This window comes from Exiguobacterium sp. GL_137 (assembly GCF_057834585.1).
The window spans coordinates 157,099-178,536 of the sequence record NZ_CM174406.1 but is presented as its reverse complement, the minus strand read 5'-3'; the positions used below and the strand labels follow the sequence as shown (position 1 = coordinate 178,536).

Annotated in this window: 26 protein-coding genes; 4 read left to right on the top strand and 22 right to left on the bottom strand. The window is 49.8% G+C overall.

The features are described 5' to 3' along the window. The first annotated feature begins 65 nt into the window (after window positions 1–65). The gene (locus tag AC3IRK_RS01080; protein WP_131503211.1) at window positions 66–1,103 is read left to right on the top strand and encodes a glycosyltransferase family 4 protein; all 1,038 of its coding nucleotides are present in this window, start codon (window positions 66–68) and stop codon (window positions 1,101–1,103) included. On the opposite strand, the gene AC3IRK_RS01075 is transcribed toward AC3IRK_RS01080, so the two are convergent. Together AC3IRK_RS01075 and AC3IRK_RS01070 are read right to left on the bottom strand one after the other, a co-directional pair. After that, complete coding sequence (locus tag AC3IRK_RS01075) at window positions 1,087–1,722, bottom strand: peroxiredoxin-like family protein (protein ID WP_489170272.1); 636 nt, start codon at window positions 1,720–1,722, stop codon at window positions 1,087–1,089. The two genes, AC3IRK_RS01080 and AC3IRK_RS01075, sit on opposite strands and share 17 nt — an antisense overlap. Window positions 1,723–1,779: 57 nt before the next feature. Continuing rightward, window positions 1,780–2,832, bottom strand: a complete 1,053-nt coding sequence (locus AC3IRK_RS01070; protein WP_131503209.1) for a YcjF family protein — start codon at window positions 2,830–2,832, stop codon at window positions 1,780–1,782. Between the two features lie 125 nt (window positions 2,833–2,957). Here AC3IRK_RS01070 and AC3IRK_RS01065 point away from each other — a divergent pair, with 125 nt between their 5' ends. Next, window positions 2,958–3,560 carry a hypothetical protein gene (locus AC3IRK_RS01065; protein WP_489170270.1) on the top strand — a complete coding sequence of 201 codons (603 nt, stop codon included), beginning with the start codon at window positions 2,958–2,960 and terminating at the stop codon, window positions 3,558–3,560. A gap of 115 nt (window positions 3,561–3,675) precedes the next feature. On the opposite strand, the gene AC3IRK_RS01060 is transcribed toward AC3IRK_RS01065, so the two are convergent. The 12 genes from AC3IRK_RS01060 to AC3IRK_RS01005 form a co-directional block, all read right to left on the bottom strand. Next, window positions 3,676–4,155 carry a GNAT family N-acetyltransferase gene (locus AC3IRK_RS01060; protein WP_426354470.1) on the bottom strand — a complete coding sequence of 160 codons (480 nt, stop codon included), beginning with the start codon at window positions 4,153–4,155 and terminating at the stop codon, window positions 3,676–3,678. A gap of 63 nt (window positions 4,156–4,218) precedes the next feature. Beyond that, entirely contained in the window at window positions 4,219–5,580 is a 1,362-nt protein-coding gene (locus tag AC3IRK_RS01055; protein ID WP_489170269.1) for a DUF4179 domain-containing protein, read from the bottom strand. Beyond that, window positions 5,555–6,094 (bottom strand): sigma-70 family RNA polymerase sigma factor, encoded by a 540-nt coding sequence (locus AC3IRK_RS01050; protein ID WP_489170267.1) that lies wholly within the window; start codon window positions 6,092–6,094, stop codon window positions 5,555–5,557. The genes AC3IRK_RS01055 and AC3IRK_RS01050 overlap by 26 nt, the downstream gene beginning before the upstream one ends. Window positions 6,095–6,198: 104 nt before the next feature. Then, window positions 6,199–6,639, bottom strand: coding sequence for a GNAT family N-acetyltransferase (locus AC3IRK_RS01045; RefSeq protein ID WP_131503204.1), 441 nt, complete (start codon window positions 6,637–6,639; stop codon window positions 6,199–6,201). Window positions 6,640–6,748: 109 nt separating this feature from the next. Then, window positions 6,749–7,720 (bottom strand): Gfo/Idh/MocA family protein, encoded by a 972-nt coding sequence (locus tag AC3IRK_RS01040; protein WP_426354465.1) that lies wholly within the window; start codon window positions 7,718–7,720, stop codon window positions 6,749–6,751. Further along, entirely contained in the window at window positions 7,717–8,418 is a 702-nt protein-coding gene (locus tag AC3IRK_RS01035) for a YjjG family noncanonical pyrimidine nucleotidase (RefSeq protein WP_489170266.1), read from the bottom strand. The genes AC3IRK_RS01040 and AC3IRK_RS01035 overlap by 4 nt, the downstream gene beginning before the upstream one ends. Before the next feature lie 3 nt (window positions 8,419–8,421). After that, the gene (locus tag AC3IRK_RS01030) at window positions 8,422–8,892 is read right to left on the bottom strand and encodes a DMT family transporter (RefSeq protein ID WP_489170265.1); all 471 of its coding nucleotides are present in this window, start codon (window positions 8,890–8,892) and stop codon (window positions 8,422–8,424) included. 12 nt (window positions 8,893–8,904) lie between these two features. Continuing rightward, entirely contained in the window at window positions 8,905–9,573 is a 669-nt protein-coding gene (locus AC3IRK_RS01025; protein WP_489170264.1) for a Crp/Fnr family transcriptional regulator, read from the bottom strand. Between the two features lie 12 nt (window positions 9,574–9,585). Next, window positions 9,586–10,011: a DMT family transporter gene (locus tag AC3IRK_RS01020; RefSeq protein WP_026829591.1), complete on the bottom strand. Its 426-nt coding sequence runs from the start codon at window positions 10,009–10,011 to the stop codon at window positions 9,586–9,588. 138 nt (window positions 10,012–10,149) lie between these two features. Further along, a complete protein-coding gene (locus AC3IRK_RS01015) occupies window positions 10,150–10,488 on the bottom strand; it encodes a zinc ribbon domain-containing protein YjdM (RefSeq protein ID WP_427375241.1) in 339 nt (112 codons plus the stop codon). 152 nt (window positions 10,489–10,640) lie between these two features. Continuing rightward, window positions 10,641–11,492, bottom strand: coding sequence for a PPK2 family polyphosphate kinase (locus AC3IRK_RS01010; protein WP_489170263.1), 852 nt, complete (start codon window positions 11,490–11,492; stop codon window positions 10,641–10,643). Window positions 11,493–11,565: 73 nt separating this feature from the next. After that, window positions 11,566–12,423: an SDR family oxidoreductase gene (locus AC3IRK_RS01005; RefSeq protein ID WP_489170262.1), complete on the bottom strand. Its 858-nt coding sequence runs from the start codon at window positions 12,421–12,423 to the stop codon at window positions 11,566–11,568. 125 nt (window positions 12,424–12,548) lie between these two features. Here AC3IRK_RS01005 and AC3IRK_RS01000 point away from each other — a divergent pair, with 125 nt between their 5' ends. Further along, window positions 12,549–12,902, top strand: a complete 354-nt coding sequence (locus tag AC3IRK_RS01000) for a winged helix-turn-helix transcriptional regulator (RefSeq protein WP_489170261.1) — start codon at window positions 12,549–12,551, stop codon at window positions 12,900–12,902. A 48-nt stretch (window positions 12,903–12,950) separates the two neighbouring features. Here AC3IRK_RS01000 and AC3IRK_RS00995 read toward each other — a convergent pair whose 3' ends face one another. From AC3IRK_RS00995 to AC3IRK_RS00980, 4 genes are all read right to left on the bottom strand, one after another. Further along, window positions 12,951–13,943: an NAD(P)/FAD-dependent oxidoreductase gene (locus AC3IRK_RS00995; RefSeq protein WP_489170260.1), complete on the bottom strand. Its 993-nt coding sequence runs from the start codon at window positions 13,941–13,943 to the stop codon at window positions 12,951–12,953. Between the two features lie 65 nt (window positions 13,944–14,008). Continuing rightward, window positions 14,009–14,905, bottom strand: a complete 897-nt coding sequence (locus AC3IRK_RS00990; RefSeq protein WP_489170259.1) for a phosphotransferase enzyme family protein — start codon at window positions 14,903–14,905, stop codon at window positions 14,009–14,011. After that, window positions 14,902–15,384, bottom strand: coding sequence for a GNAT family N-acetyltransferase (locus AC3IRK_RS00985; RefSeq protein WP_251138824.1), 483 nt, complete (start codon window positions 15,382–15,384; stop codon window positions 14,902–14,904). The genes AC3IRK_RS00990 and AC3IRK_RS00985 overlap by 4 nt, the downstream gene beginning before the upstream one ends. A 13-nt stretch (window positions 15,385–15,397) precedes the next feature. Beyond that, a complete protein-coding gene (locus AC3IRK_RS00980; RefSeq protein ID WP_214855690.1) occupies window positions 15,398–15,958 on the bottom strand; it encodes an isochorismatase family protein in 561 nt (186 codons plus the stop codon). Window positions 15,959–16,102: 144 nt separating this feature from the next. Here AC3IRK_RS00980 and AC3IRK_RS00975 point away from each other — a divergent pair, with 144 nt between their 5' ends. After that, window positions 16,103–16,285 (top strand): hypothetical protein, encoded by a 183-nt coding sequence (locus AC3IRK_RS00975; RefSeq protein WP_214855688.1) that lies wholly within the window; start codon window positions 16,103–16,105, stop codon window positions 16,283–16,285. A gap of 45 nt (window positions 16,286–16,330) precedes the next feature. Here the strand turns inward: AC3IRK_RS00975 and AC3IRK_RS00970 are convergent, their stop codons facing one another. The 4 genes from AC3IRK_RS00970 to glmM all read right to left on the bottom strand — a co-directional run bounded on the left by AC3IRK_RS00970 (window position 16,331) and on the right by glmM (window position 21,410). Further along, complete coding sequence (locus AC3IRK_RS00970) at window positions 16,331–16,930, bottom strand: short chain dehydrogenase (protein WP_214855687.1); 600 nt, start codon at window positions 16,928–16,930, stop codon at window positions 16,331–16,333. A gap of 61 nt (window positions 16,931–16,991) precedes the next feature. Continuing rightward, window positions 16,992–17,333, bottom strand: a complete 342-nt coding sequence (locus tag AC3IRK_RS00965; protein WP_235188900.1) for a hypothetical protein — start codon at window positions 17,331–17,333, stop codon at window positions 16,992–16,994. A 337-nt stretch (window positions 17,334–17,670) separates the two neighbouring features. Beyond that, a complete protein-coding gene (gene glmS, locus AC3IRK_RS00960; protein ID WP_489170258.1) occupies window positions 17,671–19,467 on the bottom strand; it encodes a glutamine--fructose-6-phosphate transaminase (isomerizing) in 1,797 nt (598 codons plus the stop codon). A 587-nt stretch (window positions 19,468–20,054) separates the two neighbouring features. Next, window positions 20,055–21,410 carry a phosphoglucosamine mutase gene (gene glmM, locus AC3IRK_RS00955; RefSeq protein WP_489170257.1) on the bottom strand — a complete coding sequence of 452 codons (1,356 nt, stop codon included), beginning with the start codon at window positions 21,408–21,410 and terminating at the stop codon, window positions 20,055–20,057. Between the last annotated feature and the right edge of the window lie 28 nt (window positions 21,411–21,438).

Here is a 21,438-nt window from a genome sequence, read left to right as displayed (position 1 = left end):
GAGGAGTTCTTTACCCCCGTCTCGAATAGACATACAAAAGAAATTCAGTAAAGGAGACGAGTCATATGCGTAAATCTTTACTGTTTCTGACTTCATCTGATATTCAGCATCCTGACGCTAACTTTTCACATCACCTCTTACACGAACTTTTTAAACGAATCACGGATGAATACAACGTGACATGCTTGGCTCCTGCATTTTTTGGCGGACGTGACATCGAATCAATCGACGGTGTAACGTACATCCGGCGTGGTAATGCGCTCAGCTTCTCTTGGCATGCCTTGCACTATATCAAGTCCCATCCCATTGCGTTGATTCTCCTGTTCAATGTTCCATTCCTTGAATTTATGTGCCGACGCAGCACAATCCCATCTGCCCGAATCCTTGTCAATATGCCGACTTGTCAGGCAAAATCGTCATTTTCTGATCCATGTCTTGTTTTCCATCCGTCCGTCCTGATGACGTTAACCAAACAAGGGTACCATCAAGTAGTTCGTCTTCCGGAAGGACTCGATTTGCTTTCCCCTGAGTCGACTTGGCTCGAAAAAGAAAAACGACCGACGTTTGTTTACGTCAGCCGTCCCTCTCAATCAAAAGAATTATTTGATGTCTGCCAAGCCTTCATCGCCTCGAAACAAGAATTTCAAGCGGTTCAACTCTGGATTATCGGACATTGTCCAATCCGATTCGATGCGTCGATTCCAGCAGCCATACAACAAAGCATTCACTACCTCGGCGATATCGAACCTGTCGAGCGCAACCGTCATATCAGCCGGGCCACAGCCTTACTCGTTCCATCCCATGAAGATAACTGGGGAATGATTGTCTATGAAGCAGCACGCGTCGGAACACCGGCGATTGTCTATGACACCCCCGGTCTGTGTGACGCTGTCCAGTATGGCATGACCGGTTATTTGGCTAAAGCCAATCATCCCGGTGCTTTGGCCGCAGAAATGCGCTCCTGTATGCTCGACGAGACCACCTATCATATGTTGCGCTATGCCGCTCAGCAATTCTCGACCACAAAACATCTCCATGATCTTGAACCGACTTTTCGTGACTGGTTGCGTACCAACACATCTGATGTTACAGCAGATCGATGACAGCCAAAGGGTCCGTCCGTTTCGTATAGTCGTCCGGTACGTCCGCAAAAGTAATCTGTCCGGACGGCTGAATGATGAACGTCGCCGGTTTCGGCAACTGCCAGTCTTCATTGCCGTTATGTCCGGCAACATCGAGTCCGGATGCTTTGTACACGTCAATTAAATAATCGGGCATATCGAACACCAAATCGAACTGACGGGCGACGACGTTATCGACATCACTCAACACCTGAAATGCCAGGTCGTTTTTTTCCTGCGTCGAGAGCGAGTGATCCGGTGTTTCCGGACTGATGGCCACAAGCGTCGCTCCTTTTGCCTCAATTTTTTCTAATTCCCGTTGGTAGGCCCGGAGCTCCAAATTACAATACGGGCACCAGCCGCCGCGATAAAACGTCACGATGACGGGACCGTCCTGCAACAGTTTTTCAAGAGACACGGATTGACCAGATGCGTTCGGTAACGTAAAACGGGGTGCTTCGTCTCCGACGGTCAATCCTTTGGCGCCGTCTGATGCGGCTAACTCGTTTGTCGCTTGTGCCATCAACCGTTGTTTTTCCTGCGGTGCCTTTTGACGAAACTGTTCTTGATACGCTTTTATTTCTTCAAGCAATGTAGACATGACGTGTCCCTCCTTATGTTTGTCTTACAGCATAGCAGGGACTTCATAATCTGTCCGTCATTTTGCTCCGTCCGGCTTCTTGCGGAATTTCTTAAGAAAGCCCATCAGACTTTCCGGTGTCAGTTCCAATTTGTTCTCATAAGCATATTTCGTCCCGTATCCGAGTGCGAGTGTTGCCGTTGAAGCGACACCGGCTCCGATGACCGCTCCGTATCCCGGAACCATCTTCGCCAGTTGGCGGAACGCTGTTTTGCCGGAGTTCCCGACAATCGTCACGACCAGCAACTCCTTCGCACTTTCCTTCGACAGATTCCGTTCGTACAAATTCGACAGTTTCAGCATCAGTCCGATTTGAATCGATGTCAACGGAATGATGTCAGCTCCCGGAAATGGTACCGCTCCAATTGCCCCGGCGGCCGTTCCGGCTCCGACAATCCAGTTGTTCGCGATTTTCCCCCGCAACGCCGGATCGATCTCGCGAACAAACAGATTATCCTTGTTGAACTTTTTTAGGATGTCGAGCACCTCACGACGCAGACGGTCAATGTTCGTCCCGTCCATCGCTGAGACCGGAACGACTTTTGGTCCCGGTAACTTCGACTCGATATGCGACAGGATCGTCGCGAGGTCGTTCGTCGCATCGATTTTCGTGACGACGATGACGATATTTTTATTATGGGCATAAATCTTCTTGAAGTTTTTGGTCTCCGTTTCCGATAAGACGGTCCCGGCGGCGTTTAAGAAATAAAGAATAACATCGGCACTTTGATAAAACTTCCACGTCGTGTCCGAGTTCAGGCTGTTTGCATCGTTCAGTCCCGGCGTATCGACGAAGACGACCTTGTCTTCCGGATGTTGCCGAATTTGATCAATGCGTGTCGTCTCCCCCGGCTTTGCTCCGACGGTCGCGACTTCCCGACCAAGGATCGCATTCAATGTCGAGGACTTGCCCGCGTTGACGTCCCCGATCAGCGCAACGGTCACTTCCTGTTCGAGTGACTGGTTAAAGTCGCGACGTTCCGACTCAAACGATTGGTCAAACACTTCCTCCAGTTTTCGTTTTCGTTTCTGCTCATTGGTCTCAAGACCTTCTCCAAAAAAATCATCCATCTTTATCCCTCCTGAAAATACCTGCTGTCGGTCTTTTCCCGTTCTCCATTGAAATCATCCACCAAAAGCGATACGATTAATTATGGATAATGTTACCAAAAAAAAGATGAAATGAGGCGTTTTTCATGAAGAAATGGCTTTACATACCACTTGCGGCGCTTGTCTTGACCGGATGTAATCAAGAACAGGCACAAGAATCCGTTCCCAAAAAATCAGCATCGGCTGACTACACATCGAGTCTGACGATTTCTCCCGTCTCCATCACCGAGGGCGAAGAAAAATTTGCGGCGCTTGGCAATCAACAGATCGGCAGCGTCCAGTTAAAAGGAAAGTTGACGAAGACACACTGGCTCAAAGGGGTCGAATACCTGCCGAATAAAAAAGAACGGTCTCTCTTTACACTCGAGCTCGAACCCAAAAGCTATGACAAACAAGTCCGCTTTGCCCAGTCTTTCTTCGACGATAAGATTCACCTTGGCATCGACGTGGATGACACGACAGTCCAAGGGGACCATACTTTTAAACAGCTTGATGATTACATGGTGCGTGGTGCTGATTTCCGCTCCGGTCCTTCTGCCGCTACCCCGTATAATCTGTTGATGGTCTATCACATGACGAAAAAGAACGGGATTCGCGGCTTTAATTTAAACGAGGTCACCCGTCCGGCTGATGTGCCGCTTAAAAAGGGTGAACGGATTTTCGGGATCGTCTTATCGAATCACAAGTAAATGAACATCTATCGGTGATTCGCTTACAAGCCGCTCTTAACGTCAACCACTTCTTAAAATAAAAAAGGGACAGCGGATATTAAAATCTGCCGTCCCTTTTCAGATGCTTCTTTTTCTAAATCTGACTTCTCCGCTCCAGTAAAATCGTATCCCGCCAGACGCCCGCCAATTGTCCGATCCGTTCCCTCCGGCCGACTTCCCGGAAACCAAACCGTTGGTGAAGCTTTAAACTCGCAGCGTTTTCCGGGAAGATTTGTGAGTGCAACGTCCAAATGCCCGCCGCTTCACTCGCTTCAATGACAGCATGCATCAATGCGGTGCCGATGCCTTTGCCGCGAGCGTCTTCGTCAATATAAAGACTGACTTCCGCCACTCCCTGATAGGCGGGGATCGACGAAAAGGGACTAATGGCGACCCATCCGAGCACCTTCCCGTCTTCTTCCGCCACAATCCGGCTGTGTATATGATGATGGGCGTCCCAGTAGTCAAACGACGGTACTTCCGTTCGAAACGTCGCATTTTGCGTCTTTATCCCCTGTTTGTAAATCCGGCCAACTTCGGGATAATCGGCTGCGGTCATTACTCGTAAATTCATCATCTCCAACTCCTTGTTAAATCGATATCCGTTTGGAGTTCGACGTCCGGTCTGGTTTTCCTCTTATTTAACTGTAAACGGGATCGGTTGCAAGGCCAGTGATGTATTGATCACGGTATTGCTGTAGCCGGTTTCGAGATAATATTCTTCCCGCGTGTGTTCGGATGGTTCCGGTAGCTGGAACGTCGCTCGGAACGTCTGTTTATCCGCATCGAGAATGGTGACTTTAGGTTTAATTTCCCGGCCGTCCGGCGGTTCTGTTCCTTTCAACAAATACATGGAATCTCGGATTTTGGGTTTCACATAGACTTGTAATGAGCGGGAATTTCTCGAAAATTCGACTACGACTTGCTCGGGTGTTGTCTCAATTGACGTGATGATCATTTCGAGCGGATGCGTTTCCGACTGTTGCCGGTACGGCAACGGCTCGGTTAACGGAATCGGTTGTGTCTCTAAATCAATACGTAAAGAAGGCTGCAACAGATAGTTCCCTTTTGGGATGACATAGTTCCCGAGGATTAACCGCGACTGCTCGATGGCTTCCGTTTCGGTTCTCGTCCGCTTGACGGACTGAGTCGACCATGTCCAGTTGTGAATGATTTCCTTGCCGGATGAATCAAGCAATGTCATCTCGACACGGGCCCATTCTTTTTTCGGTGAACGTGTTGTGTAGTCGAACGACGTGCTCCCTTTGCCCTGAATCAACTTATCCAATGTGACTTCCGTTTGATAGATTGGATTTTTGATCGTTGTCCCGTAGACTTGTTCGACGGCCGGAAGCCGTTTGACCGGGACGTTAAACGCCCAGTTTCCTTTGACGCCGAATACGTCCGTCAACACGATCGGAATCCTGATTGCATCTTGCAGTTTGGTTTCGCCGAGTGTATATTCAATCCGCCCTTGCCAGACACCTTTGACCTGCTTGAACTGAACCAGTTCCATGGTCTCCGTCCCAGCAAACCGTTTATCCCCTTTGAACAGTTCATATAATCCTGACCGCGCTTCCGGCTTCACATCCGGGACGCCGGTCGCCATCAAATTCAGGCCGATTGTTGCCCCGTCGTAGTAGGCATCGATGACTTGGATGTCGATTCCGTTGTCACTTGCGACTTGATCGATTTTCGTTGCGAGTTGTTTCTGACTAATGGCGGTGCCGGTGTTTTCCTGTTCGAGGAACGGTCGATACATCTGACCGAGTAATGGAACTTTTGCCATCGCCGTCGCAAAGGACGGGATGACGAATGTCGATGTGATCAACAGTGACGCCGCCAGTCCCGTCGAAACAACCAGGCGTCGCAGACGTTTCGGCCGTTTGATTTGCTGTTCCCGCTTTCCCTGCTCCATTCCTTGACGAATCCGCTCCTGTAAGGCGGCCTGCGGTACAGGAATCTGGTTATAGTCATTTTGAAGATCGTGCTTCGACATAATCAAGTCCTCCCAACTGTTTCTTCAATTCTGCCCGTCCCCGTTTGAGATATGTCTTGACCGTATTCAAGGTGATGCCGATAAAAGAAGCAATCTCCTTCATCGGGACATCGTGAAAATAAAAGAGTACCAAAACATCCCGGTATTCTTTTCGCAGGTGCGACAAGGCGTCAATCAAGTCCAAATGTTCTTCCCGCGAAGATTCCTTCACCGGAATCTGTTCAATGAGATCCGCTACCACGGTCTGTTGGTTCAAGACACGGTAACAGTTCCGAATCAGAATTTTCGTCAACCAGGTTACGAAATATTTGGGTTCTTTGACCTGTCCGATGGAAATGAAGGCTTTGTAGACCGTTTCCTGGACGACGTCGAGCGCATCCTGCTCGTTTTTCACATAGACGTAGGCCGTCCGGTAGAGCTGTTCACTATGTAGAAGAATCAATTGTTCAAATGCTTCCTCGTCCTGTTTGATGGCACGCCGGACAAGCTCCGTGTGCTCCGTTCGTAAGTCCAATTCCGTTCCCTCCTTTTACTGATTAGAGCACTCGGTCGTCCAAAAAGTTTCAAGAAATATCCATTCCATCAAAAAAGACCTTAGCGAGGCTAAGGTCTTACTCCTTAAAACGTGTACCGGACTGCCATCTCTTTTCCGAACCGGTCACCGTGATCGATAAATCCGAGTCGTGCATACAGACGGTGTGCTGCTTGATTGTCCGGACGGTAACCGACGACGATGCACGTCGCTTCCGGAAGCTGTTGCATCTCTCCGAGCAACAACCGCATCGCTTCCCGGCCGACTCCTGCCCCTTGGTGGCGTTGGTCGACCATCAGTCGGTAAATCCAGTAGCCGTCCAGTTCTTCCCGTTCCGAATTGTACATCAAAAATCCGACCAACTCATCCGCTGCATAAATCGCCCGCATGACGAGCGTCGGCTCAAAACCAGCCTGCGCAATCGAGTAGACGTTCGGTTCTAAAAATCCCTGTTGTTCCGCCGTCAATTCAAGCGCACAGCAGGCTTCCCAGTTCTCGTTCGTGACTGGGCGCAATTCAATCTGCATATCCATTCCCCCGTTTTTTTAAGAAAAGCGGGTTACGCGTCGCGCCCCGTTTCCTGTTTTGTTTGCGTCATGTTCACCATGATCGCCCCCTTTCGTGATCTTTTACCTATTATCGGACGGTATCGAGAATATCTTGAATCAATCGCATCGTTTTGACGTTGTCCCGAAAATCGGAGTGGGATACGACATCGCCTTGAACCGCTGCTTGAAAATGTTTCATCTCGCCGACGAATCCGCGCAAATACAAATCTTTCATCCCACCGGACATCGTCGACATCGGGGACCGGTAATACATCTGCCGTTCTTCGAGCTCCTGCCAGGATGTCGGTGCTTGTTTTTCCTCGATGATCAAATGCTCCATTTCCTCGACTTGGCACACGGCCCGTTCAAAGCGCAGCGTCAGCTCCTCGACTTCTCTTGTATAGAGCGGAGAGTTAATCAAGGTCACCTGTCCGACTGCGCCGCTTGTCATCCGAAGTGACAGCTGCAGGTGCAACTCACCGTCTGCTTCAAGCGACACACCGGTGATTTGCTCGACCTCGCCCGCCAAGAAGCGGATCAAATCGAGTTGATGAATCGCGGCGAGGGATAGAAAGTCGGCTCGGTCGTGACAGAAGCCGGACGCATCACATGCAAACCGTAATTCGAACGAACGAAGATCACCGTATGTGTTTTGGACCAGCACTTGCTTCAGTTTCGTATAAACCGGTGCATACCGTTTCATGAAGCCGACGCTTGTCACCTGATCCGTGACGAGTTCAGCCAGCTCTTCCGCCTGTCCAACCGATAAGCCGAGCGGTTTTTCGACGTGGACGGCACAGCCTGTTGCCAGACACGACCGGACGACCTCGACTTGATCCGCCGGTTGAAGACAAATGAGGACTGCATCCATCTGTTCCTCTGCAAGCATCTGCGTGTAGTCTATATAGGCGCGGCCGGTACTGCCGATGTCACGTAACGCCCGTTCAGCACTTTCAAGACGGCGTGTCGTCACCGCAACAATCTCAAAATCGGCTTCCTTCATTGCCGGGAATAAGTTCGTCCGGGCATGGAACCCGGCACCGATCAACGCTACTCTCATCGGACTTCCTCCTTTGTTTCAAGTACGGTCACAAGCTGATCAAGTCGCTCAATCGTATAGGTCGGCGTCAGTTCTGCCGATGCCGCGATATGACCGGGATTAAACCAACATGTCGCAATTCCTGCCGAGATGCCGCCCTGTATGTCTGCCGTCAACGAGTCGCCGATGATCAACGTCTGATCGCGCGTCGCGTCCGGGATCCGGTCAAACACGTAATCAAAAAAGGCCGGCATCGGTTTTTGATAGCCGGTTTCTTCCGAGACAAAAATTCCGTCAAAATAAGGCGCCAGACCAGATCCTTTAAGTCGTGCATGTTGCGTCGCCGCGACACCGTTCGTCACGACATACAGCTGATACTTCCCTTTGAGCGCGTCGAGCAACTCGATCGCTCCTGCAATCAATTCCGTCCCTTGACTCAAGTACGTACGGTAACGCGTATCCATTCGACTGCCGTCGACCGTCCGGCCCTGCTCGGCAAAAAACGCCACAAAACGTGACGTAATCACTTCCTGCCGTGTTACCTCTCCCCGTTCAAGTGCCTGCCATAAGGAACGGTTGATTGTCCGGTAACGGGCTTCCCGTTCGGACGTCCATTCGAGCTGTTCCTCTTCAAACAGTTGCCGCAAGGCCGCGCGTTCCGTCGCATCAAAATCAAGTAATGTATGATCGATATCAAATAACAATGTCGTGTAGTTCATCTGTCAGGCTCCTTTTCGTAACATCCGTCGTTCGGTTAACTTGCCGCCGAGTTGGAATAATAAAACACCGCCGCCAATTAGGACAACGCCGACGGCTTTCGTCCACGTAAATGCCACTTGATCGAGACCAAACCACCCGAGCGTATCCCACAGCAAGGCAAACAGGATTTGCGAGACCATGACGATTGAAATCGCATAACTCGGTCCGAGCTGTTGCACCCCTTGCGTTACGCACAAAACGACGCCGACTCCGATGATGCCGCTGAACCAAAACCATGGTTCCATCCCGCTCATGGAAAAGAGATCGCTGCCTTCAACAATCAATCCGATGGTCAAGGATGCCAGGAATCCGAGTCCGAGGACAAGCGTCGTCGTCGCCCATGCGCCGACGCGTTCCTTGACCTTGGCATTAAACGTATTCTGAATACAGACCATCATTCCGCCGAATAAAGCCAGAACTATTCCAAGTGTCATCTGCTTTCCTCCTCACTCATAGATACTTTCGCCGACCCGTTCCGTCAAGCCCTCCCGGTCCACAATCGTAATCGTCCGGTTCGTCCGCTCAATCAAGCCATCCTGACTGAACTGTCGCAGGACACGGTTCAGGTGACGGTAACTCGTACCGATTAAATCCGCCGCATCGACGAGATCACTGACCGGTAACATCGGTGTTTCCGGTGTCATCGACAAGAGGTAACTGGCCAGTCGGACTTCGACCGGATACAGCAGGTTAAAGCTCATCGAATGCGACTTCAGCTCAAACTTCATCGTAATCGTCTCGAGTAAAAAGCGGAGCAGTGCCGGATTATCGGCTCCATTTTGTTCCAGTGCCGCATAGGAAATACTGACCGCTTTGACCGGTGTGACCGCTTCGACCGTATTCATCAATGGTGTCCGACGAACGTATTCGATGTCGCCGACCAGATCAAACGGATGCTTAAACGATAAGACGAGCCGTTTTCCCGTTGCCGACATATGGGTAATCTTCAGTTTCCCCTCGAGCAACAAGTACATCCGGTCCGCCGCGTCGCCTTGACGACACAGCCAGTCCCCGGCTTGAAAAGCGACCGGTTGTAAATGCTCCCGCAACCCGCCGGCAAAGACGTCCGTCAATTGAAACCGCGCCAAGTACTCATCCAGTTGTGCTTGTTCCACGTTCTTTCCCCCTTACCATTTTAAGATCAGCACGCCGCCAATCATCATTAAAATGCCAATCACTTGCGGTAGCTGTAACCGCCGTTTGATCATTCCGAACCATCCGTTCCAATCAATCACCAGTGCCAAGCCGAGCTGGGCAATCAGGAATAACGAAATCGTCAACGTCACACCCATCAAATGAACAGCTGTCATGTTACTGAACAGAACGGCAGCGGCCAATGCTCCTCCGGATAAGTAGAGCAGCTTAACCTCTTTCATCTGCCGGAACGTCCGGTCACGCAGGATCAACGTAATCAATAAGGCGACGACAAAACCGGTCATCTGAGTCAAGGTCGCTGCTTGCCACGTCCCGATGCTGTTGCTGATTCGGGCATTGGCGACACTTTGGAGTGTCAGAAAAAAACCGCCGCTGATTGCAAAAAGAATGCCACGCATACTAGTTCCTCCCATCCTGATTTTTCATACTTTCATTTAAACGAAGCCTCCCTGAATGATAAAGGACATTTGTCCTGAAAGGAAACTTATATCTTTTCCCATGAAAAAACCGCCTCGTCGTCAGACAGGCGGTACAGGTTAAATTTTTTTCACGAACTCCGACTTCAACTTCATCGCACCGAGTCCATCAATCTTGCAATCGATGTCATGATCACCATCGACGAGACGGATTCCTTTGACGCGTGTCCCTTGTTTGACGACAAGCGACGTTCCCTTCACTTTTAAGTCCTTGATGACCGTGATCGTATCACCGTCGCTCAGTACATTACCGTTCGCATCTCGGATGACGTTGGCTTCTTCTGCCGCTGCTGCATCGGCGGCCGTCCATTCATGGGCACATTCCGGGCACACCAATACATTGCCGTCTTCATATGTATATGCTGAGCCGCAGTTCGGACAGTTCGGATATTCATTCATGCTGATTCCTCCAGTACTTGATCGATTCTTCCCTTTGATTATAACAGCGATCCTGCAAAAGAAAGCCGTTTTTCCGCACAACAAAGGAGACAGATGTTAAAGTCTGTCTCCCGTTGTCATCTGAAAACTGACTGCTGCGTCAGTTCACACACTTATTCATTTTCTAACTTTTTAATCGCTTCATCGAGTTTTTCCTGATCCTCGTCCGTCAGCTTCGGATACTGCGGATCGATTTCACGCAGGACGTCATTCATGACTTCCGTCACGATGTAACGGGTGAACCATTCGTCATCGGCCGGCAGGACATGCCACGGCGCGTATTCCGTTGACGTGTGCGAAACGAGCTCGGCAAAGATATCCTGATACTCATCCCAATGCTCCCGTTCTTCGACATCACTGAACGAAAATTCAAAGTTTTTCTTCGGATCTTTGATCCGTTCAAGCAATCGTTTTTTCTGCTCGTCTTTTGAGACGTTAAACAGAAACTTGACGACGCGGAAACCGTTCTCGACGAGATACCGTTCAAAATCATTGATTTGGCGGTAACGCATCTTCCAAACATCTTGATCGTCCGGTACTTCCTCTTCTTCGAGCAGGTCATGAATCCGTGGTGCGATGACTTCCTCGTAATACGACCGGTTCAAAATACCGACTTCGCCTTTTTCCGGCAAACCTTCGTGAATCCGCCAGAGATAGTCATGCTTTTGCTCCGTGTCGGAAGGTTTTTTGACGGAAAGCGTCCGTAACCCTTGGGCGTTGAGATTCGAGAAGATGTAACTGATGGCTTCATCTTTTCCGCCGGCATCAATCGCCTGTAAAATCACGAGAACTCCGTTTTTTTCTTGGGCATGCAGACGCCAATGCAATTCTTTTAATTCCTCGACACTTTTCGGAATGTGCTGATCCAGTAACTCGTCTTCTGCAATCCGGTTTTCATCCGACGTCGGATAGTCTGATAGCTGAATTGATTCACCCGGTGTCACACGGTATTTTTTGATGTCCATGATAATCCCCCTCGACTTAAGTACATAAGGGATATTTACCCAAAGTACCTCAGAAAGAAACGTTCAGGTGAACTTATCTTTGAACAAGTTGTCGTAAGCCGTCTTCCAATGAAACCGGTGGCCGACCGAGAATGTGTTCAAAATCCTGACTCTCAACCGCCAGCGTTCCAGCCGCAATCCCTTCTTGAATCGCCTGTAACATCGGCAGTAAAAATTCCGGAACTCCTGCTTGCTGCATGATTGCCGTATAAGTCGCGCTGTCGACTTGCTTCACCTGTACCGGGCGCCCGAGGACCTGCCCGAGTGCTTCTGCAATCTCTTGTTGCGTGTGCAGAGGACCTGACAGTTCGTAAATGGATTGTTCCGGTTTCGGATCGACCAGCACTGTCGCGATCGCTTCCGCATAGTCTTCCTGCAATGCCCAGCCGACTTTGCCGTCCCCGGCACTCGTCAACCAATCCTGACCGGCACGAATGGCATCAATCGTCGACTGTTCGTTTTCCAGATACCAGTTATTCCGGAAGAACAAAAACGGAATCCCTGTTTCGCGAATTAACTGTTCCGTCACCTGATGCGTCCGGGCCAGGAAATTTTGACTCGCTTCCGCGTTGGCGATACTCGTATAGGCAATCAAGCCGACTCCGGCTGCTTCAGCTGCCCGGACGGCTGCCGTATGTTGACGGATCCGCGTCGTTTCTTCGCCGTCGGTCGAGATGAGCAAGATCCGGTCGACACCCGCAAACGTTTCTTGCAGCGTATCCGGTTTATCAAAATCACCATGACGCACTTCAACACCGCGCGATGCTAAATCCGATGCTTTTTTCGGATCGCGGACGCTGATTATTACATTCTCCGCTTCGATTTTCGTTAAGAGGTGCTCTACAATTTTGGTTCCTAATTTTCCAGTTGCCCCGGTTACCATTAATTTCATAGACGTAAGCTCCTTTTTTAATAAGTTTCTACCTGTATCCAATTGTATTACAGGTGGTACACTGTGAGGAGTAGGCACTTTTTCGATACTAGGTCATACAAACCGAACTATAGGAGGAATTCCCGATGAATCCAGCTTCGACAACTGACTCCCCTCTTTCCCAGCGGACGGCGTGCCCCGTTACCCGAGCCCAGACCATCATCGCCGGCAAGTGGAAAATCGTCCTGCTTTGGCATCTCAGTACCGGAACAAAACGGTTTCACGAACTGGAACACCTGTTGCCGGGGATTTCAAAAGGCATTTTGACACGACAATTACGGGAACTGGAAGCGGACGAAATGATCGACCGAAAAGTCTATCGGGAAGTCCCGCAGAAAGTCGAATACTCGTTAACGGATATCGGACACAGTTTTCTGCCGATCCTCGATCAAATGGCGGCTTGGAGCAACCGCCATTTTCCACCCGAATCCGAATCGTGATACTAAAAAGGGCGACTTTCGTTGTTGGAAATCACCCTTTTTCACGGCTTATTGTTCTGTTACGACCGCTTTGAAGTGCGCATCCATTGCCGCTGCAACACGCAGACCGGAAATGACGGCACTCTCGACCCGTGTCCGTCCGGACGTATCTTTCGGATCGAGGAAGGCATCTCCCGCAAGCCAGAGCGGATGTTGATCAAGCTTCAAGTAAGGCGTACGGAAGACGTCGCGCGCCTGCGCATACCGCCAACGTTTGAGTTGGCGGGAGATAATCGTGACCGGTCCGAGCTGCTCCTGCAGCAACCGTTCGATTTCCGCAAGCGTCGCGTCTTCCCCTTTGTCATACCACGATTCACTCCAGTCCCCAGCCATATAGACACTCAGAAGCGGGGTCGCCGACACTTTTTTTTGCGCATTGTTGACGATTTTCAACATCCCGGTTGCGAGACCTTCGTCAAGTAGACCGACCTCACCAATTTCGAGTGTTTCCTGAATCTCGAACAAACCGACGAACGTCGGCTCAAACGTCACTTTCCCGAGACGGGCGTGATCGGATTCAACTAACGTCAACGGAGATGCTTCCAGTAAGTCATAGGCTTGTGGCACCGGTGCCGTCAGCAGGATGGCATCATACGTCCGTGTTTCTTCAGAGGCGATGGTTTGAAGTCCGGGTGCATCCGACACAATCCGTTCGACCTGTTCATTTAGATGCACCGGAATCCCGCGAGCTATCGATTGAACCAGCTGATTCATCCCGTTGACCGCAATATAGCGGGGAAAGTCATCCCCGAACCATTTTCGGATCAGTCCCTGTTCCAGCCATTCGTCGACTTCTTGCGCCAACTCGTCCGTCCGGACTGTAAAGAAGACAGCCCCATGATCCGCTGTTCCCTGGTCGATCCGTCTCGTCGCCATCCGTCCCCCGACACTTTGGCTTTTTTCGATGACCTCGACCGCATAACCTTCCGTCACCAATTGACGTGCCGCAAAAATTCCGGCGAGCCCGCCACCAATAATCCCAATCCGTTTTTGTTGTTCCATCCAATTTCCCCCTCTACTTGCTTCATTTCCACAAGTATAGCGGTTCGCTCGTCAAACCACGCCTTTTAACGTTCTTCGAATATGCTCGTCCGTTCCAGTTCCACCAACAAACGGGCATGGTTGTGATTGAAAAACTGTTGGTGATGCTCCAGTCCGCGCTGCACACACCAGCCGATTCCCGTCAGCGCTTCAAACAGACGATAATACGGCAAGTAGACTTCAATCGGCTCCGGTGTCCTGACTTGTCCGTACCCTTGTTGATAGGCGTCAAGTAACCCGGATTCGCTCTGGAACACGTCGCGGTCAAGTTTCGTAAAATCAATTTCCGTCGCCCCGAAACGTGAGGTCTCAAAGTCAATCAGTCCGGTCAGTCTTCCATCGTCCGCGAGCAGGTTGCCGAGCCGGAAATCGAGGTGGACCGCGACAGGTCGAGAGGGCTCCGGTAACTCACGTTCACGCCGCTTCAATTCCGTAAAGGCAGCTTGATACAACACGGGTGACAAGGCTTTACGAATCGCCGGCTCGAATGAGGTCATCTTCGCATTTCGGAAGACACGCCAGTCCTGTGAGCTAAAGGCAGTGAAGCCGTTCTCCTCAAAATCGCCGTACGCGTCGCGTGTACAGTTGTGGAGTGTTGCATGCAATTGTCCGATTTGCGAGGCGAGCGCCGATGTGACCGTCTCAATCGTCGAACCGGTAAGTGCTTCGAGCACAAATGCACCCGTCGTCTGTTTGGTTGGTCGCGCCTCCATAAGAATCTTCGGCACGGCGACACGATCGGCTAAATACGTCAACCATCCGTGTTCCCGATACCACTTGTCAGCGGTATAAGGCCGTTTCAAAAAGACGGTCCGACCGTCGCTCAGTACTAACCGGTCGACATCTGAACTGTATGAATCGGTGACGGAAAAGATATCCGCGACGTCGAGATCAAACGATTGAATCCACTCTTCCCGCGTCATGAGGATTCCCCCAATCGTTTTTCGAGAATTTCACCAGGCAGCCCGTCAATCGGTCCAACATACGTCGAGTGAAATCCAAGATTCGTCAAAATCTTTCGCGACGCGAGATGATTCGGATCAATCGTTGCCGTGATGACGGTCAATTCGTGTTCCGTTGCCAGTTCGAGCAACCGTTTGGCGAGCAATGATCCGTAACCGTGACCCCACTGTTCCGGCAATAACATGTAGCCGAGTTCCGCTTCAAACGGTTGCCGTGTATCCCGCGTGACATGACCGATGCCAATCCATGTTCCGTCCTGATAGACGAGGTATGATCCGAGACGGTCATGCCGCTGTTGCTCGATGATCGACGCGAACCGTCGTTTGGCTTCTGTTTCGATTAAGGGATGTTCTGTGATATAGCGCATGACCCGCTCATCGGTGACGAGTGTCGCGTAGGCGGGATAATCCGTTTCTTCCATTTTTCGTAGTTCAATCATGAGGTCGCTCCTTTTACGTTCTATAGTGATCGTGGATAGGTTCAAACAACTTCTCCGTCGAGAGACGGACAACCGCAAAATGTTCGACATTGTAGTGTCCGTGCAAGACTTGATTGTGATGGGCAATCATCTGCTCTGCCGATAAGACATCGGAACCGTTCGTCGTATGTCCGTCAGCAACGAGTGTCACATCAAATCCGTTGACGGTTGCACTGCGGACAGCCGTATCGATACAGTGCTCCGTCTTACAGCCGAGGATGACGACATGTCCGACCTGTTGCTCTTTCAAATGACTGAGCAATGGCGTGCCATGAAACGAATTGGTTGCGGCTTTGTCGAACGTGACCGCCTGATCCGGAATCTGAATCGAGGAGTGCACCGCAAAGCCGGCTCCTTCTCCATTCGCGACATCAAGATCCCGGATGAAGACAATCGTATGATCATGATCGCGCGCTTCTTGCACCACTTGATTGATGACTCCGATGACAGATTCCTTCGCATAAACACCGGACTCTTCGGGTGTCCCTTCGACAAGATCCTGTTGAAAATCGATGACGAGTACCGCTTGTCGCATCTGAATGTACCTCCTTTTGGTTTCTTTACTTTCTTCTTTCCCTTCCCTACTGGAAAATCCTGTTTTTCATAAGAAATTTCAAGTCTTTACGAAACTTTTGATCGGCTTGATGCGTTGAATAAGACGACGGAAAGGATGTGATGTATGGAATTGTTATCGCTCTTTTTTCTGACATTCATCATCGTCTTGGCTGTGAATCTGTTTCTCGACAAGATGATCATGAACCGTGAGATGACACGACATGTCTTTTTTAATAATCTCTTTATCTGCTTCTTGATTTCACTGGTCCTGATAAATATTTTTTATTTGCAATCTTTGATGAGCTGAAAAACAAGACCGTCCACTTGATTCAAGTGAACGGTCTTGTTTCATTCAATAGACTTCGTAGTTTTGCCCGGTCTGTGACCCTTCGATGCTTTTCTCAAATGCTGTCGCGACACGCGATGCCGGAACCGCTTCGAAACCACGGAAAAATGGTCCATACTTCTCGAGTGACTCAATCAACACGTTTGGACTGACACTGTTGATTCGAATCCTCCGTGGCATCTCAATCGCCGCGGCATGAACAAACGCTTTGACCCCGCCGTTCGCAAGAGCAGCGGACGCGCCTTGCCGAATCGGATCGTCCATCATGATACCGGTCGTCAACGTAAAGCTGCCCCCGTCCCGAACCGTCTCCAAACCAAGCAGGACGAGATTGACCTGCCCCTTCAACTTACTGTCGATTCCGATCTGGTTTAACGCCGGTGTCAAATCCGTCAATGGTCCAAAGTGTGCCCCGCCGGTCGCACTGACGACGGCATCGACCGGACCGACCGCTTCGTACATTGAACGTATGCTGGCTTCCGACGTGATGTCGACTTGAACATCCAAACCTGTTCGTCCGGCCTGAATAATCTCATGCCGCTCCCCTAATTGCGTGACGACCGCTTGACCGATTGTTCCACTTGCCCCAACTACTAAAATTCTCATCTGTTTATCCCCCTTCTGATCTGGATTACGTGTTCAGCCTACCGCAAACCGGAAGTTTTTTTCAAGAATTAGCACGATACGTGCGGTAGAACTGAGCAATCCGAAAGCCGACATAGGTCGAATCCCATAACACCGGATAGGTCGTCCTTTGATATATATCCCAATAGCTGATGATGCGTCGTTCAATTCGTTGCAGATAACGGTCGTTTGCTGCGGCAAAAGTTTTCAGCTGTTCTTCGGACCAAGTCTGTAACATCGGTTCAATCCGTTCGAGAATCTCGTAGACATATTCTCCCGTCAGTTCAATTAAATAAAGCAGTACCCAGTCCGTTTTTGCTTGTTCCTGTTCCAGCCGACGAACATACTTTTCACGGATGTATCCGTCATGGTGACGGGTGTACATGCAGTACAGTATCCACCGTTGACGATCAGTTAGGTTTTGAATTTTTTCTTCTTTTACTTCATTTAAGTACAGTCGGGACGGAAGAATCAATGGTTCCTCGAAAAACGTGACATCAATCGTCCCCCAGCTTACCGGCTTGGAAAACCTTAGCGGTAGAAGCCGTATTACGGTCTCAACGTCTTTCGCATAGGACTCGGGAAAAGCCTGAACCCATACTGATTTCTTAGTATGTAGACAGAAATTAAACATTATTCATCTTCTCCTTCGTTAAAAAAATGTTCCATATAAAAAATACCCTTTCAGATATTCGGATCTGAAAGGGTTAAAAATTATTTAATTACTCGACCGTTACCGATTTCGCCAAGTTACGTGGCTTGTCGACGTCGCAATCACGGCCAAGTGCCGCATAGTACGAGATCAACTGAAGCGGTAAGACAGACAAGAGTGGTGACAGGAGCGGCTCGACTGCCGGGATGACGAATGCATCCGTCGGCAATTCGAGACCTTCTGCTGCGATGACACACGCGTTCGCGCCACGTGCGACGACTTCCTTGACGTTGCCTCGGTTGTTGAGGTGAACGTGTGGTTGTGTCACGAGGGCGATGACCGGTGTGTTGTCTTCGATCAAAGCGATTGGACCGTGTTTCAATTCGCCGCCGGCATAACCTTCTGCTTGGATGTACGAAATTTCTTTGAGCTTGAGAGCCCCTTCCATTCCGACATACGCATCTTGACCACGACCGATGAAGAACGCATTGCGTGATTCAGACAAGTATTCTGAAGCGATTTCCTGGAACCGTTCTTTTTGTGACATGACGGACTCCATTGCGCTTGAGATTTTTCCGAGTTCTTTCATGAGATCGAAGTTCACGTCGACACCTTTTGCTTGAGCAAGGTCAAACGCAAGGACTGCGAGAACAGCGATTTGTGCTGTATACGCTTTTGTTGACGCCACGGCGATTTCAGGACCTGCATTCAACAAGAGCGTTGCGTTTGCTTCACGCGATAACGTTGATCCTGCAACGTTCGTAATTGTCAGTGCCGGGTGACCGAGTTTTTTCGCTTCGACGAGAACTGCACGGCTGTCCGCTGTTTCACCTGATTGTGAAAGGAAGAGGAACAGTGGTTTCTCAGTCAAGAGCGGCATGTTGTAGCCGAACTCAGACGAAATGTGGACTTCTGTCGGGATACCCGCGATTTGTTCGATCAATTGTTTTCCGATCAATCCTGCATGGTAGCTTGTTCCGCAACCGATGATGTAGACACGGTCACGTCCGAGGACTAAATCACGGACTGACTGATCGAGTGTGATTTCACCTGACTCGTTTTGGTATTTCTGAACGATATTCCGGATAACAGCCGGCTGCTCGTCCATTTCTTTGAGCATATAGTGCGCGTACGTGCCTTTTTCGATATCTGATGCATCGATTTCCGCTGTATACGCGTCACGCTCTTTGACGTTTCCGTCTAAATCTTGGATTGTGACACTGTCACGCGTCAAGATGATCATTTCGCCGTCATGCAACTCAACGAATTGATCCGTTACTTGAAGCATAGCCATTGCGTCAGACGCAACAACGTTGAACGTACCGTCACCGAGACCTACAAGAAGTGGTGATTTATTTTTTGCGACGTACAAGACATCCGGGTTCTCGGCATCGATTAAAGCGAGTGCATACGAACCGTGAAGCACACGAAGTGTTTGACGGAATGCTTCTGTCACGTCACCTGTTGCGGCAAAGTTCTTTTCGATCATCTGCACGATAACTTCTGTATCCGTGTCGCTGAGTAAATCAACATTGAGTTCTGCTTTTAACTGCTCATCGTTTTCGATGACACCGTTATGCACGAGTGTGAAACGTGATGAAGCACTTTGGTGTGGGTGGGCATTCGGTACACTTGGGACACCGTGTGTCGCCCAACGTGTGTGACCAATTCCAACAAGACCGTCTGCTTCTGCAGGAACAACTTCGCGTAGCGCAGCAATCCGGCCGACTTCTTTATGGACTTGAACGCCGTCGTTGACGAACGCAAGACCAGCCGAATCATAACCGCGGTACTCGAGTTTTTCGAGTCCCTTTAATAAAATTTCCTTTGTGTTAACCTGTCCGATCATACCTACGATACCGCACATAATACATTCTCTCCCATTTACAAGTATTTCCCTGAAGAGGAAACGGCTCTTGTCGAGAGTTGTCATGACGCATCTGTTTGTCCGTCTAATCACTTAAACGATTTCAGATGGGTTTTCGGTACTGACATGGTACCGGGAGGCATCCGCCGAATGATTCGATAAACCTCCACCTCGTCAGCTGCCTATCACATAGTCAGCCCTGGCGCTTTCATTTCTGTCCGACCCCGTTTCTGTCCGACTTTACAATCATACGAACTTTATTTAGAAAAAGCAAGAAAGGTAACGTATTTGTAACTATTCCCGATATTTTTCTAAACGATACCTCTAATACCTAGATTCTGTAAAAAACGTTCGTTTTTTTACTTTGCTTTTTGGATTATCGATGATTCTGTCACAACAGAAGTGCTGTATCACGCGACTTCTACAGGAAAAGGAAGCTACGCTTCCGTCAGGAACAGGCAAGACCCGGTGAAAGCCAGCTTGCGTTCCGCCTGAAAAAAGCGTGTGAAAACAGCACTTCGTCACCTTTTCCTGAAAATCATCCCAACAAAAAAAGGAACGGATTCTCATCCGCTCCTTCCGTTTACTCAGTTTTCCTGTAACGCGTAGTTTTCACGGACGACGTTTGCAATCCGCTCGACATACATGTCGCATGCTTCTTGCGTCGGTGCTTCCGCCATGACACGGACAAGTGGTTCTGTTCCCGATGCCCGAACAAGAATTCGACCGTTGCCGGCCATTTCCGCTTCCACTTCGGCAATGATTGCTTGAACGGCCGGACCGTTCATCGCGCCGTTTTTATCCGACACACGGATATTGACGAGACGTTGTGGGAAGACCGGCATTTCGGCTGCAAGTTCCGACAACTTTTTGCCTGTCGCCTTCATGATTTGCAGAAGTTGAACGCCTGAAAGCATTCCGTCTCCTGTTGTGGAGTAATCCATGAAGATGATATGACCCGACTGTTCCCCGCCGAGTGTATAGTTGTTTTTACGCATTTCTTCAACGACATAGCGGTCACCGACTGCTGTCTGTAATGCTGTCATGCCGTGTTCTGCGACCGTCTTGTGGAAGCCGAGGTTACTCATGACTGTTGCAACGATCGTATTGTCTTTTAAGCGGCCGATTTCATTGAGGTATTTTCCGCAGATGAACATGATTTTATCGCCGTCGACGATTTTACCGTTCTCATCGATTGCAATCAAGCGGTCGCCGTCACCGTCAAATGACAGACCGACATGTGCGCCCTTTTCAAGGACGAATGCCGCGAGGTGTTCCGGGTGTGTTGATCCGACACCTTCGTTGATGTTCAAACCGTTTGGTGTCGTTCCGATTGTCGAGACTTCCGCTTCCAGGTCACCGAACAGTCGTGGTGCGAGGCTTGAGGTTGCACCGTGTGCACCGTCGATGGCGACATGGATGCCTGAGAAATCTTCATCTGATGTCTGGCGTAACATGTGAAGGTACTTTTGTGCACCTTCATAGTAATCGTGGACGAATCCGAGTTCTTTGCCGGACGGACGTGGTAACGTATCTTCCGCTTCGTCCAGTAACCCTTCGATTTCAAGTTCTGTCGCATCATCGAGCTTAAAGCCGTCTGAACCGAAGAACTTGATTCCGTTGTCTTCAACCGGGTTGTGTGACGCGGAAATCATGACACCCGCTGTCGCATCCATTGTTTTCGTCAAGTACGCGACACCCGGTGTCGAGATGACACCAAGACGCATGACTTCCGCTCCGATTGACAGGAGTCCGGCAATCAAGGCATTCTCAAGCATTTGTCCGGAGACACGTGTATCACGGCCGATTAATACTTTCGGACGTGTACTTTCGTGTTTCGTTAAGACATAACCGCCTGTACGGCCAAGACGATATGCCAATTCAGGTGTCAATTCTACGTTTGCGACGCCGCGGACGCCGTCAGTTCCAAAATACTTACCCATGTTTTATTTCCTCATTTCAAAAAGTTGA